The sequence below is a fragment of the Streptodolium elevatio genome (assembly GCF_053592165.1).
Genome location: NZ_JBSFVE010000007.1, coordinates 310,369 through 323,598 on the forward strand (window position 1 = coordinate 310,369; position 13,230 = coordinate 323,598).

13 protein-coding genes are annotated in these 13,230 nt (G+C 71.5%); 8 read left to right on the top strand and 5 right to left on the bottom strand.

Annotated elements, in window-relative coordinates; all coding sequences use genetic code 11:
* The first annotated feature begins 227 nt into the window (after positions 1 to 227).
* From recA to ACWD12_RS16370, 4 genes are all read left to right on the top strand, one after another.
* Complete coding sequence (recA, locus tag ACWD12_RS16355) at positions 228 to 1,295, top strand: recombinase RecA (RefSeq protein ID WP_450100073.1); 1,068 nt, start codon at positions 228 to 230, stop codon at positions 1,293 to 1,295.
* Between the two features lie 465 nt (positions 1,296 to 1,760).
* Complete coding sequence (locus ACWD12_RS16360) at positions 1,761 to 2,699, top strand: regulatory protein RecX (RefSeq protein ID WP_450100088.1); 939 nt, start codon at positions 1,761 to 1,763, stop codon at positions 2,697 to 2,699.
* A 762-nt stretch (positions 2,700 to 3,461) separates the two neighbouring features.
* Positions 3,462 to 5,060: a ribonuclease Y gene (gene rny, locus ACWD12_RS16365; RefSeq protein ID WP_450100074.1), complete on the top strand. Its 1,599-nt coding sequence runs from the start codon at positions 3,462 to 3,464 to the stop codon at positions 5,058 to 5,060.
* 291 nt (positions 5,061 to 5,351) lie between these two features.
* Positions 5,352 to 6,734, top strand: a complete 1,383-nt coding sequence (locus tag ACWD12_RS16370) for an L-serine ammonia-lyase (RefSeq protein WP_450100075.1) — start codon at positions 5,352 to 5,354, stop codon at positions 6,732 to 6,734.
* Positions 6,735 to 7,268: 534 nt separating this feature from the next.
* On the opposite strand, the gene ACWD12_RS16375 is transcribed toward ACWD12_RS16370, so the two are convergent.
* Both ACWD12_RS16375 and ACWD12_RS16380 read right to left on the bottom strand, forming a co-directional pair.
* Positions 7,269 to 7,544: a hypothetical protein gene (locus tag ACWD12_RS16375; protein ID WP_450100076.1), complete on the bottom strand. Its 276-nt coding sequence runs from the start codon at positions 7,542 to 7,544 to the stop codon at positions 7,269 to 7,271.
* Positions 7,519 to 7,749 (bottom strand): hypothetical protein, encoded by a 231-nt coding sequence (locus tag ACWD12_RS16380; RefSeq protein ID WP_450100077.1) that lies wholly within the window; start codon positions 7,747 to 7,749, stop codon positions 7,519 to 7,521. Before ACWD12_RS16380 ends, ACWD12_RS16375 begins: the two co-directional genes overlap by 26 nt.
* Before the next feature lie 335 nt (positions 7,750 to 8,084).
* Here ACWD12_RS16380 and ACWD12_RS16385 point away from each other — a divergent pair, with 335 nt between their 5' ends.
* On the top strand, positions 8,085 to 8,486 hold the full coding sequence (locus ACWD12_RS16385) for a TraR/DksA family transcriptional regulator (RefSeq protein ID WP_450100078.1): 402 nt from the start codon (positions 8,085 to 8,087) through the stop codon (positions 8,484 to 8,486).
* A gap of 120 nt (positions 8,487 to 8,606) precedes the next feature.
* Here ACWD12_RS16385 and ACWD12_RS16390 read toward each other — a convergent pair whose 3' ends face one another.
* A complete protein-coding gene (locus tag ACWD12_RS16390; RefSeq protein WP_450100079.1) occupies positions 8,607 to 8,810 on the bottom strand; it encodes a YegP family protein in 204 nt (67 codons plus the stop codon).
* Positions 8,811 to 8,912: 102 nt separating this feature from the next.
* On the opposite strand from ACWD12_RS16390, the gene ACWD12_RS16395 reads away from it, so the two are divergent.
* Positions 8,913 to 9,599, top strand: a complete 687-nt coding sequence (locus ACWD12_RS16395) for a helix-turn-helix domain-containing protein (protein ID WP_450100080.1) — start codon at positions 8,913 to 8,915, stop codon at positions 9,597 to 9,599.
* 87 nt (positions 9,600 to 9,686) lie between these two features.
* Here ACWD12_RS16395 and ACWD12_RS16400 read toward each other — a convergent pair whose 3' ends face one another.
* Positions 9,687 to 10,097 (bottom strand): VOC family protein, encoded by a 411-nt coding sequence (locus ACWD12_RS16400; RefSeq protein ID WP_358356433.1) that lies wholly within the window; start codon positions 10,095 to 10,097, stop codon positions 9,687 to 9,689.
* A 222-nt stretch (positions 10,098 to 10,319) separates the two neighbouring features.
* On the bottom strand, positions 10,320 to 10,970 hold the full coding sequence (locus ACWD12_RS16405) for a neocarzinostatin apoprotein domain-containing protein (RefSeq protein ID WP_450100081.1): 651 nt from the start codon (positions 10,968 to 10,970) through the stop codon (positions 10,320 to 10,322).
* A 414-nt stretch (positions 10,971 to 11,384) separates the two neighbouring features.
* Here ACWD12_RS16405 and ACWD12_RS16410 point away from each other — a divergent pair, with 414 nt between their 5' ends.
* The gene (locus ACWD12_RS16410; protein ID WP_450100082.1) at positions 11,385 to 11,936 is read left to right on the top strand and encodes a DUF732 domain-containing protein; all 552 of its coding nucleotides are present in this window, start codon (positions 11,385 to 11,387) and stop codon (positions 11,934 to 11,936) included.
* A 281-nt stretch (positions 11,937 to 12,217) separates the two neighbouring features.
* Positions 12,218 to 13,063: an SDR family NAD(P)-dependent oxidoreductase gene (locus ACWD12_RS16415; protein ID WP_450100083.1), complete on the top strand. Its 846-nt coding sequence runs from the start codon at positions 12,218 to 12,220 to the stop codon at positions 13,061 to 13,063.
* Positions 13,064 to 13,230: the final 167 nt, after the last annotated feature.

Here is a 13,230-nt window from a genome sequence, read left to right on the forward strand (position 1 = left end):
ATCGTCGCGCCCCCGCGACACGCCGTGGCCGCCCCTTGCGAAGCTCCTCTTTCGCCTGATCTTCGGGCCGTGGTCGTGTGTCGGAGTCGTACTCGAACAAACTTTCGCTTACGCTGGTTCGGCGGAGTTATCCACAGGTGTGCGAGGCGCGTCCCGCGATGTCGGTGGGACGGGTTAGCGTCAGGACAATGAAGCGCACACCACGACCCGACAGGGCGGCATCACCGATGGCAGGAGCAGGACAGGACCGCGAGAAGGCGCTCGACGCCGCGCTCGCCCAGATTGAACGGCAGTTCGGCAAGGGCTCCGTCATGCGTCTCGGCGACGACGCGCGGGCCCCTGTCGAGGTCATCCCCACCGGGGCGATCTCCCTCGACGTCGCGCTGGGCATCGGCGGTCTGCCGCGCGGCCGCATCGTCGAGGTGTACGGCCCGGAGTCCTCCGGCAAGACGACGATCGCCCTGCACGCGATCGCCAGCGCGCAGCGCGCCGGCGGCGTCGCCGCGATCGTCGACGCCGAGCACGCCCTCGACCCGGAGTATGCGAAGAAGCTCGGCGTCGACACCGACGCCCTGCTGGTCTCGCAGCCCGACACCGGTGAGCAGGCGCTCGAGATCGCCGACATGCTGATCCGCTCGGGTGCGATCGACATCATCGTCATCGACTCCGTCGCGGCCCTGGTGCCCCGCGCGGAGATCGAGGGCGAGATGGGCGACTCGCACGTCGGCCTCCAGGCCCGGCTGATGAGCCAGGCGCTGCGCAAGGTCGCCGGTGCGCTCAACCAGACCAAGACCACCGCGATCTTCATCAACCAGCTGCGCGAGAAGATCGGCGTGATGTTCGGTTCGCCGGAGACCACGACCGGTGGCCGCGCGCTGAAGTTCTACTCGTCCGTGCGGCTCGACATCCGCCGCATCGAGACGCTGAAGGACGGCACCGAGGCGGTCGGCAACCGCACGCGCGTCAAGGTCGTGAAGAACAAGATGGCCGCGCCGTTCAAGCAGGCCGAGTTCGACATCCTCTACGGCGAGGGCATCAGCCGCGAGGGCGGCCTCATCGACATGGGCGTGGAGCATGGCTTCATCCGCAAGTCGGGTGCCTGGTACACGTATGAGGGCGACCAGCTCGGCCAGGGCAAGGAGAACGCCCGCAACTTCCTCAAGGACAACCCCGACCTCGGCAACGAGATCGAGAAGAAGATCAAGGAGAAGCTGGGCGTGGGCCCGCGCGTCGACGCCGAGGCCGCCCCGGCCGCCGAAGCAGCTCCGGCGGCGCCGGCGGCGGAGGGCTCCTGACCGACCCGCGGTAGCGGGTGCAGGGGCGCCGACGAGGGGACGGGGCCGGGCGGGTGACACACCCGGCCCCCCACGCGGAGACGACGGCTCGGGGGCCGTCGGCGTGGCGACGACGTTGCCGTGGCAGGGAAGTGAGCGGAGGCAGTGCGAGCGGTGGGCGGCGAAGACCGCCGTGACGAGGGACCCGCGCGCGGCGGTGCCGGACGGCCCGCCGACCGGCGGGCCACGCGGCGTACCGCGGACGCGGTAGGGACCGACGACAGCGTGTCCGACGGCGTGCAAGACGGTGCCCTCGGCGGGGCGGAACCCGCGGGCACCGCGCCCGGCTGGAACGACACATGGGCGGGCCGGGTCAGCCCCGAGGAGCAGGCGCGCGCTCGCGCCTTGCTCGGACTGGCCCTGGAAGGCGGCTCGGGGGCCGCCGACGCGGTGAAGGAGTGGGCCGAGGCCAACCGCCGTACGCGCCTGGCGGGCCGCCGCGGTTCGGGCGACGCGGCAAACCCGGACACCGGGCCGCCCGACGGCGTGGCGCCTGGTGAGACGAAACCGGGCGGGACGGAACTCGGCGAGACGGGGGCGGACGGCGCGGGGCGGCGTACCCGAGAGGCCCGCGGTACCACGACGCGCGGGTCCGGTCGGCGGGTCGGAGGACTCGCGGGGAGCGGCCGGGGCGACGCGTACGAGAATTCCGGTTCCGGGGGCGATGGCGACGGCGCCTTCGGCGAGTCGACCGACGGCAGCGCGGCACGGCCGGGCGGCAGGCGCCGCGGTCGGCGCGGCAGAGACGACGCCGGCGAACCCGGGGGCCGCCGCCGGGAGCGCCGGATCGGTCCCGCGCAGATCGACCCCGACGAGGATCCCGAGGCCCAGGCCCGTGCGATCTGCCTGCGCCAGTTGACCGGCCAGCCGCGCACGCGCGCGCAGTTGGCCGACGCCATGAAGCGCCGGGGCGTCCCCGACGACGTGGCGGAGCACGTGCTCGGGCGCTTCACCGAGGTCAAGTTGATCGACGACGCGGCCTTCGCGGCGGCATGGGTCGACACCCGGCACATCGGCCGCGGGCTCGCCCGCCGCGCACTGGCCCAAGAGCTGCGGCAACGCGGCGTCGACTCGGCACTCGTCAGCGAGGCCGTCGAAAGGCTGGACCCGGAACAGGAGTTGGCCACCGCACGGGCCCTGGTGGAACGCCGCATCCCGTCGACACGCCGCCTCGACCGCCAGGTCCGCATGCGCCGCCTCGCGGGCATGCTGGCCCGCAAGGGCTACGGCGAAGGGCTCGCACTGCGTGTCGTACGAGAAGCCCTCGACGCCGACGAGGCGTGGCAGCGCGAGGCCGAGGACGACGACGGCTGGGCCCACGAACCCTTCGGCGCCGACGACACACCCCCGGAGCCGGAGGACTAAAAGTTGTTGTAGAAGGCTGGTCGGGGGTGTGATCGGCCGGTGGTTGGGGTCGTTGTCATGCTGCCTCGGCGGTGTTGTGGCCCGCGGACTGTCCGGCGGACTGTGAAGACACTCCCCAAGTCGTGTCCGAGAGAATTCCGCGGGACTTGGCGGGATCTCTCTTCGGGAGGCTGCCCCGCCCACCCCGCGCGCCCTACACCCGTGCTCGCGCGCTGCCGCGCATGCAGCGCGCGGAGGCCGTAGGCCGTGGCGTCACCCCTCTGGCCGGGCGGGCAACTCGCGTGTGGATATAAGGGAGTTCCTGCCCGGTTGCTTGACCCTCCTGTGATCAGCGGCCTAGCCTGTCACAGACAGTGAGGGATCATCGCGGATCATGTGACCGTACCGTGCCGTACGCCATTCGGGGCCGCCTCGGGGGCATCCCGTGGCGCGGGCCGACCGACGCCGAGCGCACCACTCGATAGTCACGGACATCTACTCGACAACTCCGGCCGACCACATTCGGCGGCCGTCACCAGCAACCGCGCCCGGCAGTCACTTCTCGACCATCGCCGTCCGCCCGCACGGCGGCCCGTGGGTAACGCCGTCGCCCACGCCGCCGCCCCGTCGGCGCTCGACGCGGGTCACCTCCAACCGGCTCCGGCCACCACCCGCCGGAGCGGCCCCGGTCGCGATCCGCGACAACCGCCCTCCTGCAGCTCCCGCACGCCCTGACGAGCCTCGCCGGGCGCGCGGAGTCGGTGACTGAGAGGGAGTGGGCCCGTGGTGACGTTCGGCCTGGAATCCGATGTGGTCGCCCCCGTGGCCGGGGCCGTGTTCTTCACGGTGGGTGCGGTCGTCTGCCTCGTCGCGGTGCTGCGCATCCGGGCCCGGGTGCCCGCGATGGTGGAGGCGGAGCTGTCCCGGGCGGCGCGTACCGCCGACGAGGTCAGGGCACGGGCCGACCGCGAGGCCGCCGAGACCCGCGCCCGTGCCGAGGCCGACGCGGCCGACATCCGGGCCGCGGCGGCGGGGATCCAGCGCGAGAACCGCCGGGTCACCGAGGAACTGGGCGACCGCCGCAATGAGTTGGAGCGCCGCGAGCAGCGGCTCGCGGAGCGCGAGGAACGCCTGGACGCGGACCGCGCCCGCTTCCGCGAGCGCATCGCCGACCTCGCGGTGGCCGAGGAGCGGTTGGAGGCCAAGCGCGCCCAGCTCGCGGACGTCGCGGCGGAACGGCGGCTGGTGCTGGAGCGTACCGCCGCCCTGACCGCCGAGGCCGCGAAGACCGAACTGGTGCGCGGCATCACGCACCAGGCCAAGCGGGAGGCGGCCGTCGTGGTGCGCGACATCGAGGCCGAGGCGCGCCGCGAGGGCGAGCAGCGCGCCCGCAACATCGTCACGCTCGCCATCCAGCGGGTCGCGAGCGAGCAGACCGCCGAGTCCGTGGTGTCCGTCCTACACCTGCCGTACGACGAGATGAAGGGCCGCATCATCGGGCGGGAAGGGCGCAACATCCGCGCGTTCGAGGCGGTGACCGGCGTCAACCTGATCATCGACGACACCCCCGAGGCCGTGCTGCTGTCCTGCTTCGACCCGGTGCGCCGCGAGACCGGGCGGCTCACGCTGGAGACGCTGGTCGCCGACGGGCGCATCCACCCGCTCCGTATCGAAGAGGTGTACGAGCGCTGCCGCCACGAGGTCGAGCGCGGTTGCGTCCGCGCCGGCGAGAACGCGGTGGTCGACCTCGGCATCACCGACCTGCACCCAGAACTGGTCGCGCTGCTCGGCAAGTTGCGCTACCGCACGTCGTACGGGCAGAACGTGCTCAAGCACCTCGTCGAGGCAGCGCACATCGCGGGCATGATGGCCTCCGAACTCCGGCTCCCCGCACCGCTGCTCAAGCGCTGCACGGTCCTGCACGACATCGGCAAGGCGCTCACCCACGAGGTGGAGGGCAGCCACGCGCAGATCGGCGCGGAGATCGCGCGGCGCTACGGCGAGTCGGAGGACGTCGTACACGCGATCGAGGCCCATCACAACGAGGTCGAGGTCCGCTCGGTCGAAGCGGTGCTCACCCAGGCGGCGGACGCCATCTCCGGAGGCCGGCCGGGCGCGCGGCGCGAGTCGCTGGAGGCGTACGTCACGCGCCTCGAACGCCTGGAGCAGATCGCCCTCGCGCACGCCGGTGTGGAGAAGGCCTTCGCGATGCAGGCGGGGCGCGAGGTGCGGGTCATGGTGTTGCCGGAGGAGGTGGACGACTTGCAGGCGCAGGTCATCGCCCGGGACGTGGCCAAGCAGGTCGAGGAGGAGCTGACGTACCCGGGGCAGATCAGGGTCACGGTCGTCCGGGAGAGCAGGGCCACCGAGTTCGCCCGCTGACGGTCTGCGGAGGCGTGCCCCTGCCCGACCCTGACCGTCTCTGCCTGACCCCGACCGCGTCTGCCCGCTTCTGCCTGCCAGTCTTCCTGTGTACGCCTATGTCAACCTGTGTCCGCCTGTGTCTGCCTGTGTCCGCCTATGTCGGCGATCACGCCGCGAAAGCGCCAGCGCATACCCTGGGACGACGCACCACCCGCGCCATCGTCCGCGTGCCCGCCACAAGTGGGCCTGCCCGCCTCCGTGCGGGCCGGGCGCCCATACCGACCGTGACCCCACGAAAGGCCACCTCCGTTGGCGATCAGCGTCTTCGACATGTTCTCGATCGGCATAGGCCCGTCGAGTTCGCACACGGTCGGTCCGATGCGCGCGGCCCGGATGTTCGCCCGCCGCCTCAAGTCGCAGGGCGTGCTCGCCCAGACCGCGTCGGTGCGCGCCGAGCTGTTCGGTTCGCTGGGCGCCACCGGCCACGGGCACGGCACGCCGAAGGCGGTCCTGCTGGGTCTGGAGGGGTTCTCGCCGCGTACCGTCGACCCGGACGGCGTCGAGCCGGTGCTCGAACGCGTGCGCTCCACCCGCCGCCTGCGCCTGCTGGGCGCCGAGGTGGGCGACGCGCACGAGATCGCCTTCGACGAGTCGTCGCAGCTGGTGCTGCACCGGCGTCGGTCCCTGCCGTACCACGCAAACGGCATGACGCTGTGCGCGTACGACGCCGAGGGCGCGCCGGTGCTGGAGAAGACGTATTACTCGGTCGGCGGCGGCTTCGTGGTCGACGAGGACGCCGTCGGCGCGGATCGGGTCAAGCCCGACGACACCGTGCTGCGCTACCCGTTCCGCACCGGCGACGAACTGCTGCGCCTCACGCGCGAGACCGGCCTGTCGGTCTCGGCGCTGATGCTGGAGAACGAGAAGGCGTGGCGCACCGAGGACGAGGTACGCGCGGGGCTGCTGGAGATCTGGGACGTCATGCGCGCGTGCGTCACGCGCGGACTCAAGACCGAAGGCATCCTCCCCGGCGGCCTCAAGGTCCGCCGCCGCGCCGCGCACACCGCCAAGGCGCTGCGCGCCGAGGGCGACCGGGCGAGCCACGCCATGGAGTGGGTCACCCTGTGGGCCATGGCGGTCAACGAGGAGAACGCCGCGGGCGGCCGGGTCGTCACCGCCCCGACCAACGGGGCCGCGGGCATCATCCCCGCCGTCCTGCACCACTACGCCGCGGCCGTGCCGGGCGCCGACGACGACGGCGTGGTCCGCTTCCTCCTGGCGGCCGGCGCGGTCGGCATGCTCTTCAAGGAGAACGCCTCGATCTCCGGTGCCGAGGTGGGCTGCCAGGGCGAGGTCGGCTCGGCCTGCGCCATGGCCGCGGGCGGCCTCGCCGAGGTGCTCGGCGGTACGCCCGAACAGGTGGAGAACGCCGCGGAGATCGGCATCGAGCACAACCTCGGCCTCACCTGCGACCCGGTCGGCGGCCTCGTCCAGATCCCGTGCATCGAGCGGAACGGCATGGCCGGGGTCAAGGCCGTCACCGCCGCCCGCATGGCGCTCCGCGGCGACGGCCGCCATCACGTCTCGCTCGACAAGGCGATCAAGACGATGAAGGAGACCGGCGCCGACATGAAGACCAAGTACAAGGAAACCGCCCGCGGCGGCCTCGCCGTCAACATCATCGAATGCTGACCGCGGCACGCACGAACACCCCTTAGCCGTCGGAGTTTTAGCCGTCTGAGTTCGTGCCCCGAGCTCCGAGCCGCAGAACGACCTCCCCGCAGCACTCGGCACACAACCACATCTCCGCCGCCGCGACCCACACAACCGGCTCTGTCGCCGCGGGCATGCAGCCCTCGCAGTGAAGGTAGGCACGCGGCAGCCGAGGAAGGCCCCAGTCCGACTCCGCAGGCGCAGGAACCCGTACGGCGCCCGCAGCCAGCGCCTCGCGATTGAGCTGCTGCACAGCGCGAACTGCGCAAGACACACAGCACACAGCCAGCCCCCTAAGCAAGCAAACAAAGCCGCCCCCGCCGCCCCCCATGCAACACACAAACGGCCTCCGTCCACTCGGGAGCCGAATACGTCGCCGACCCGCCCTGGCATGGATAGATACTGCCTGCGCCGCGGCGCTCCTGCGGTGTGACGGCGGGTTCGGCGTCCATGTGTCGACCGTAGAAATCCCGGCGATCGCGTCTCAAGCAGTGTGTGCGAATTTGCGTGCTGTCACCCGAGGGCGGCAATCGCAGCCGTGATCAACGCGCGGGCCTCCGCCCCGTAGACGGCGAGATCCGCGAGCGCCGCAAACGTGTGCTCGTACATCCGGACCTCGTGGGGCTGCGTGATCGTCAGGTGCGCCGACACCAGCTCCACGTTCACCTGCTCGGAGTCGAACATGAAGAACGTCTCCAGTGGCCACATGTACGCGTCGCGCATCTCCAGGTGTACGGCGGTCCGGCGGCAGCCGCGCATCAGCTCATCGATCGTGGCCGGACCGCCCACCGCTCACCTCCGGGAAGAACCGCATTATGCGGCGCGGGAAATCGATGACGGTCTCGTGCGGCGGTACCGCCAGCTCGGCCAGGCGCTCCGGGTCGGTGATCCGCCCTCCTTGGAGGATGTAGGTGTCGGCGACGTCGTCGTAGTAGACGGCGGGGGAACCCCCGTTGGGGCTCTCAGGATCCTTGCCCAGCCGGTGCAGTGCCACGGTTGGCCTCCGTTGCCGTGGTGGACGATCGGTGCGTACGAGTTTGCGGTCACAGGCGGTTCAGGGCCCAGGAGTTTGCGCGAACGTGCGTGACGGCCGCACGGCGAAGCCGGATCCGTGCCCGGGGACGGCCGCGCGGAGCAAAAGTCGGGAAACCGCCCGTGGCGGGCTTGCGGGGAACATCATTGATGGTGAGGTGGCGTCATGAGTGCGGGGCGCTCGATGATCTTGACGATGGCCCGGGTGGTTCGCCGCGTAGCATCGGGGGCAAAGTAACAGGCCCTGACTTCGGATGGCCAAGCGTCCGAACCCGAGGCGCCCGCGGAGCGGGTGGAATGTGTGGGCGCGGGGTGGGTGTTGCGTCTGGCGTGGACGAATTGGTGGGAAACGGGTCCTCGGTGCGGGCGCGGTTGGCGGCGGACCGGGAGGCGACGCTTGCCCAGATTGCCGCGCTGAGTCGCGATTTCGACGAGATCGTGGCGGCGAACGCGCTCGTGGCGGTCGACGACGAGCACGATCCGGAGGGATCGAGCACCGCCTTCGAGCGTGCGCACGTCGCGTCCCTCCTGACCCAGGCCCGGGAGCGGCTTGCCGACTTGGATGTGGCGTCCGAGCGGTTGGCGCGCGGCGAGTACGGGCGCTGCGTCGACTGCGGCGAAGCCATTCCGGCGGAGCGGCTGGAGGTACGTCCCGCCGCGACGACTTGCGTGCGCTGCGCCGAGGCGCATTCGCGCTGATCCCCGTTGTCCGACGGCGTGTCCGATGGCATGTCCGACGACACCGGTCGACCGCATGCGGAGGGTCCCGCCGCCACCCGGCAGCGGGACCCTCGGTGTGGTTGGTGGGGTGGGTGTCCGTTAGACGCCGGCCATCATCTTCTCGGGCTGGTGTTCGACCACCGGCGCGGCGGGGGCGTTCTTGCGTACGGACTCGATGCCGTCCATGCACGCCTGCTTCGACTTGTACGCCTGGCTGGTCGCGATGATCTGGCCGTTGCCCGCAAGTAGGTGCCAGCGCCACTTGCCGGCCTTGTCGTTGAACCACTCGAACTTACCCGTCACGGAAATCACCTCAAATACCGTGGATGGTGATGTATTGGCAGCGTAGGCCGGTGGGTCCAACGGGGCATCTCGAATGGGTGAAGGCTCCGGCATGCTGGGGGTATGTATGGCGAGCGACGAGCCGCGGTCCCCGGGGCGGTGGTGTGGTGGCGGGGTCCCGACGATTCGCGGGGCGCGGCGACGCGCGTGCTGCCCGACGGGTGTATGGATCTCATCTGGATGGGTGGAGACCTGGTGGTGGCCGGGCCCGACACGGTCGCGCACGTCGTGGGCGGGCCGGCGGGAGAGCCGTACACCGGCATCCGTTTTCCGCCCGGGCTCGGGCCCGCGGTGTTCGGTGTGCCCGCCGTCGAGCTGCGCGACAGCAGGGTGCCGCTGACCGACCTGTGGGGCGGCCCGGCCCGTGATCTGATCGAACGCATGAGCGACTCAGAAGACCCCGGGAGCCTGTTGGAGGGCGTCGCCGCACGGCGCCTGTGGGACGCCGCGCCGGACCCGGTCGCCGCGATGGTGGCAAACGGCCTCGCCCGCGGTACGAGCGTGGCGGACCTCGCGGAGCGGGCCGGCCTCAGCGCCCGGCAACTGCACCGGCGCAGCATCGCCGCGTTCGGGTACGGCCCCAAGACGCTCGGCCGCGTGCTCCGCCTCGGCCGCGCCCTCGAACTGGCGCGCGGGGGAAGCGGGTTCGCCGACGTGGCGGCCACAACGGGGTACGCCGACCAGGCACACCTTGCCCGTGAGGTGCGGTCTCTGGCCGGCGTACCGCTGGGCACGCTGCTCGGCCGCTGACCGGGGCCAACGCGGCCCCGGCGCGGGCGCAGAGTCTGGGCCGACGAACGCCGGAGTCGGCGGAGGCGGCCGAGTCAGTCTGCCCGGTCAGCCTGCGGTCGGCAGGGCGGCCAGCAGGTCGACGGCGTTGCCGTCGGGGTCCAGGACGACGGCGTAGCGCTGGCCCCAGAACGCGTCCCAAGGTGCCTTGTGCCCTGTGTGGCCCTCGGCCACGAGTTCGGCGTACAGGCTGTCGACGTCTGCCGGGCTTGCGCAGGTGAAGGCCACGGCCATGCGGTGGCCGCCCTTCGGGGGCTCCCAGTCCGGGTCGAACGAGCGGACGGTCTCGATCGTGTCGAACACCAGCAGCAGCCCGCCGGGCAGCGGCACGTCGACGTGCGGCTCACGGTCGGCGTCGGCGGGGATGTCCATGCCGAGGCGCCGGTAGAAGGCGAGTGAGGCCGCCATGTCGGCGACGACCAGACCGAAGAAGGTGATCTGCGGTTTCGGAGTGCTCATGGGCCCAAGCTATGCGCGCGGTGGCCAGGGGTCTTGAACGAATCGGACGCGGCGGTGGTCCGTGTCGCGCCGAGGACCGGCCGTCGGCTGACGAGCCTGGCGAGGCGAACGGTGGCGGCGGCTCGTGGCACGCGGGTAGTGCGGCCGAGGGCGGTGGTGCGAAAGAACGTGGGCGGTGGTCCAGTACTGGACCCACCGCCCACGGCGTGGCGAAGTCGTCGGTCAGACGGCGTGGTTCGAGCCGCCGCGGCGACGGGCCGCGAACGCCGCGCCCGCACCGACCAGGACGAGGGCGGCGCCGCCCGCGGCGAGCGGCAGCGTGGCGTCGGAGCCACCGGTCTTGGGGAGCTGCGGCTTGTCGGTCGGGGCTGCGGTGCCGGTCGGGGCGGGGGTGCCGGTCGGAGCCGCGGTGCCGGTCGGCGCGGCGCTCGGCTTCTCGGTGGCCGCCTGGCTCGGCGCCGGGGCGGCACCGCCCGCGAAGGTCAGCTTGAGGCGGGCCGGGAGGGAGTGAGTGGCCATGTCGTACACCACGACGCCGCACTCGACCTTGGCGCAGTCGGTCGTCGCGAAGGAGCCCTTGACCGCGAAGTCGGCGCTGAACGCGCCCTGCGCGTCCGTCTGCACGGACGCCGTGGCGGCCATGTCGCAGCCTTCGCCGCGCTGCGTCGAGAGGGCGCAGTTGATCAGGGTGAGCGACTTGCCCGGCTCGAAGCCGGTGCCGGAGACCTTGATCGTTTCACCGGACGCGGCCAGTCCGGTGGTCTTGCTCGCGGACAGCGAGCCCGCGGCGTTCGCCGGCGCGGCGAAGCCCACGGTCAGGGCCGCGGCGGCGGCGGTCAGGGTGAGACCGGTGATGAGGCGCGAGGACGTCATGGTCTGCGGACTCCAGAGAGAAAGGTCGTGCGCGGTTCTGGGCCGGGGCAGCCCGGTTGCTCGGCGCGAACGTCGCAGCGGGTCCTGCGGACCGTGCGTCGCCCCGCCGGCTCGCGATCACACTAACTTAGGCAAGACTTACCTCGGCAAGGGGCCCGTACGTGGGCTCCGGCACACGGCCGCGCAGGCACCGCACGCGACCGTACGAGGAGCCGCGCAGGGACCCGTGCAGGGGCCGGACAAGACCGCAAGCGACACCACACGATGGACGCCACAGCCCGCTGCGACTCGCTGCCGGGCGTTCCGGAGCGCGTACGTGATCCGCTGTGCGGGAACCGGAGTTCGCGAAACTGGCGACTTTCTGCCTAACGCTCGGTAGGGTGCCCCCACCACACGCCAGTCGGGGGGCTCGCCGTGCCACGCCGCGTACCGCAACGCCGCGTACTCGCCGCAACCGTCGGTCTGATCCTGTCCCTCTCCCTCACGTCCTTCGTCACCGGATGCCAGAACGCGGACGCCAACGGCCGCGAGGATTCGGCGCCGGGCACTTCCGACGGTGCGGGCGAGACGCCGGGCGGTGTGCCGGGCGGACCGTCGGACGCGTCCGCGGCACCGGGCCCGTCCGTGCCGCCCGGCCCTGGGGCGGGTACGCCGCCCGGTGCCCGGTCCGGCAACCAAAGCACCACCTCACCGGGACTGCCGCCGCAGCCGGAAGCCGAGACGCGCGCCCGCTACGCCGCGGCCCTGGACGCCATCGACCCGCGCATCGTCGGCGGAGATGTGGCCGGTGCGGTCGACCGCGGGCGCGCCACCTGCCAGTCGATTGCCGCGCACATGAACCACACGAAGCTCATTACGCAGACGAAGCAGAAGTTCGCCCGCGCCGGGTACACCGTGACCACCGCGCAAGCGGAGGCGATCGTTCGCGCCGCCAACACGCACCTGTGTCCGTCGTCAGGAGCCTGATCCGGCACGGCATTTCGTGCACAGCGTGCGCTCTGGGAAAGCGCGGCGGGCTGGTCTAGGCTCCCGGCGCGCGAGCGTACGCCGACGTACGGGAGCGTGTTCGGGCCGGAGGACGACCCTAGAGCACTGGCGAGTCCGACGTACTGAAGGCACTGAAGCACCGACCCGACGGCACGGAAGTACCGATGTGCCAAGTACCGAAGTGCCAAGTACCAAGTACCAAGTACCAAGTATCGAAGTGCCAAGTACCGAAGTACGAAGCACCGACAAGTCTCTGGGGGATGGGGATCGTGCGCGATTTCGCGGGTCGTACCGCCGTGGTCACCGGAGCCGGCAGCGGCATCGGCCGCGCTCTGGCACTGCGATTCGCGGCCGAGGGCATGCGCGTCGTGGCGGCGGACGTCGAGGAGGACGCGCTCGACGAGACGCTGGAACTGCTCGACAAACGCGGCGCCGAGGCAGCCGCGAAGGTGACCGATGTCGGCGATGAGGAACAGGTGTTCGCACTCGCCGACTTCGCCTACGAGCAGTACGACGCCGTCCACGTGCTCTGCAACAACGCCGGGGTGTTCTCCGGCGGCGTGATCTGGGGACGCCCGCCGACCGACCTGGAGTGGACGCTGCGCGTCAACCTGTGGGGCGTCATGCACGGCATCCGGGCCTTCGTGCCGCGGATGATCGCGCAGGACAGCGAGGGGCACAGCGTCACCACGTCGTCGGCCGCGGGGTTGTTCGTCCCGGCGTACTCCGCGGCGTACACCATCTCGAAGTTCGCCTCGTACGCCGCCACCGAGACCCTCGCCCACGACCTCGCCGCGCAGGGTTCCAAGCTCAAGGCGACGGTCCTGTGCCCGGGGAACGTCAACACCGGGCTGCCCGGCTCGGCGCGCAACCGGCCCGCCGAACTCGCCGCCGAAACCACCCCCGACGCCGAGTTCCTGGAACTCGCGCTCGGCGAGACCGCGGGGCGCGGCATCGACCCGGCGCTCGCGGCCGAGACCGTCGTCGAGGCGATCCGCGAGGAGCGCTTCCTCGCCCTGACCCACCCCGAATACGCCGAGTACCTGCTCGCGCGCCCGGCCGAGCAACTGTCCGGCGCGGTGCCGCAGACGCCGCCGCTGGGCTGAGCCCGAGCCCGTCGTCCGCGCGGCCGGGGCGGCAAATCCGCACCGGCCACGCGGACGAACCCGTGAGCCCTAAGAGGGCGGTAAGAGAGCTGGTGTCCGTTTCGTGATTGTGGGCGTCGGTGGCGGCAATGTCGCTGGTGGGGCCGGTGTTCAGGGCTTCGGGAGTG

Coding starts and splice junctions, on each gene's coding strand:
- recA (WP_450100073.1), top strand. CDS start 228: ATGGCAGGAGCAGGACAGGACCGCGAGAAGGCGCTCGACGCCGCGCTC.
- ACWD12_RS16385 (WP_450100078.1), top strand. CDS start 8,085: ATGTGTGGGCGCGGGGTGGGTGTTGCGTCTGGCGTGGACGAATTGGTG.
- ACWD12_RS16395 (WP_450100080.1), top strand. CDS start 8,913: ATGTATGGCGAGCGACGAGCCGCGGTCCCCGGGGCGGTGGTGTGGTGG.
- ACWD12_RS16400 (WP_358356433.1), bottom strand. CDS start 10,097: ATGAGCACTCCGAAACCGCAGATCACCTTCTTCGGTCTGGTCGTCGCC.
- ACWD12_RS16405 (WP_450100081.1), bottom strand. CDS start 10,970: ATGACGTCCTCGCGCCTCATCACCGGTCTCACCCTGACCGCCGCCGCC.
- ACWD12_RS16415 (WP_450100083.1), top strand. CDS start 12,218: ATGGGGATCGTGCGCGATTTCGCGGGTCGTACCGCCGTGGTCACCGGA.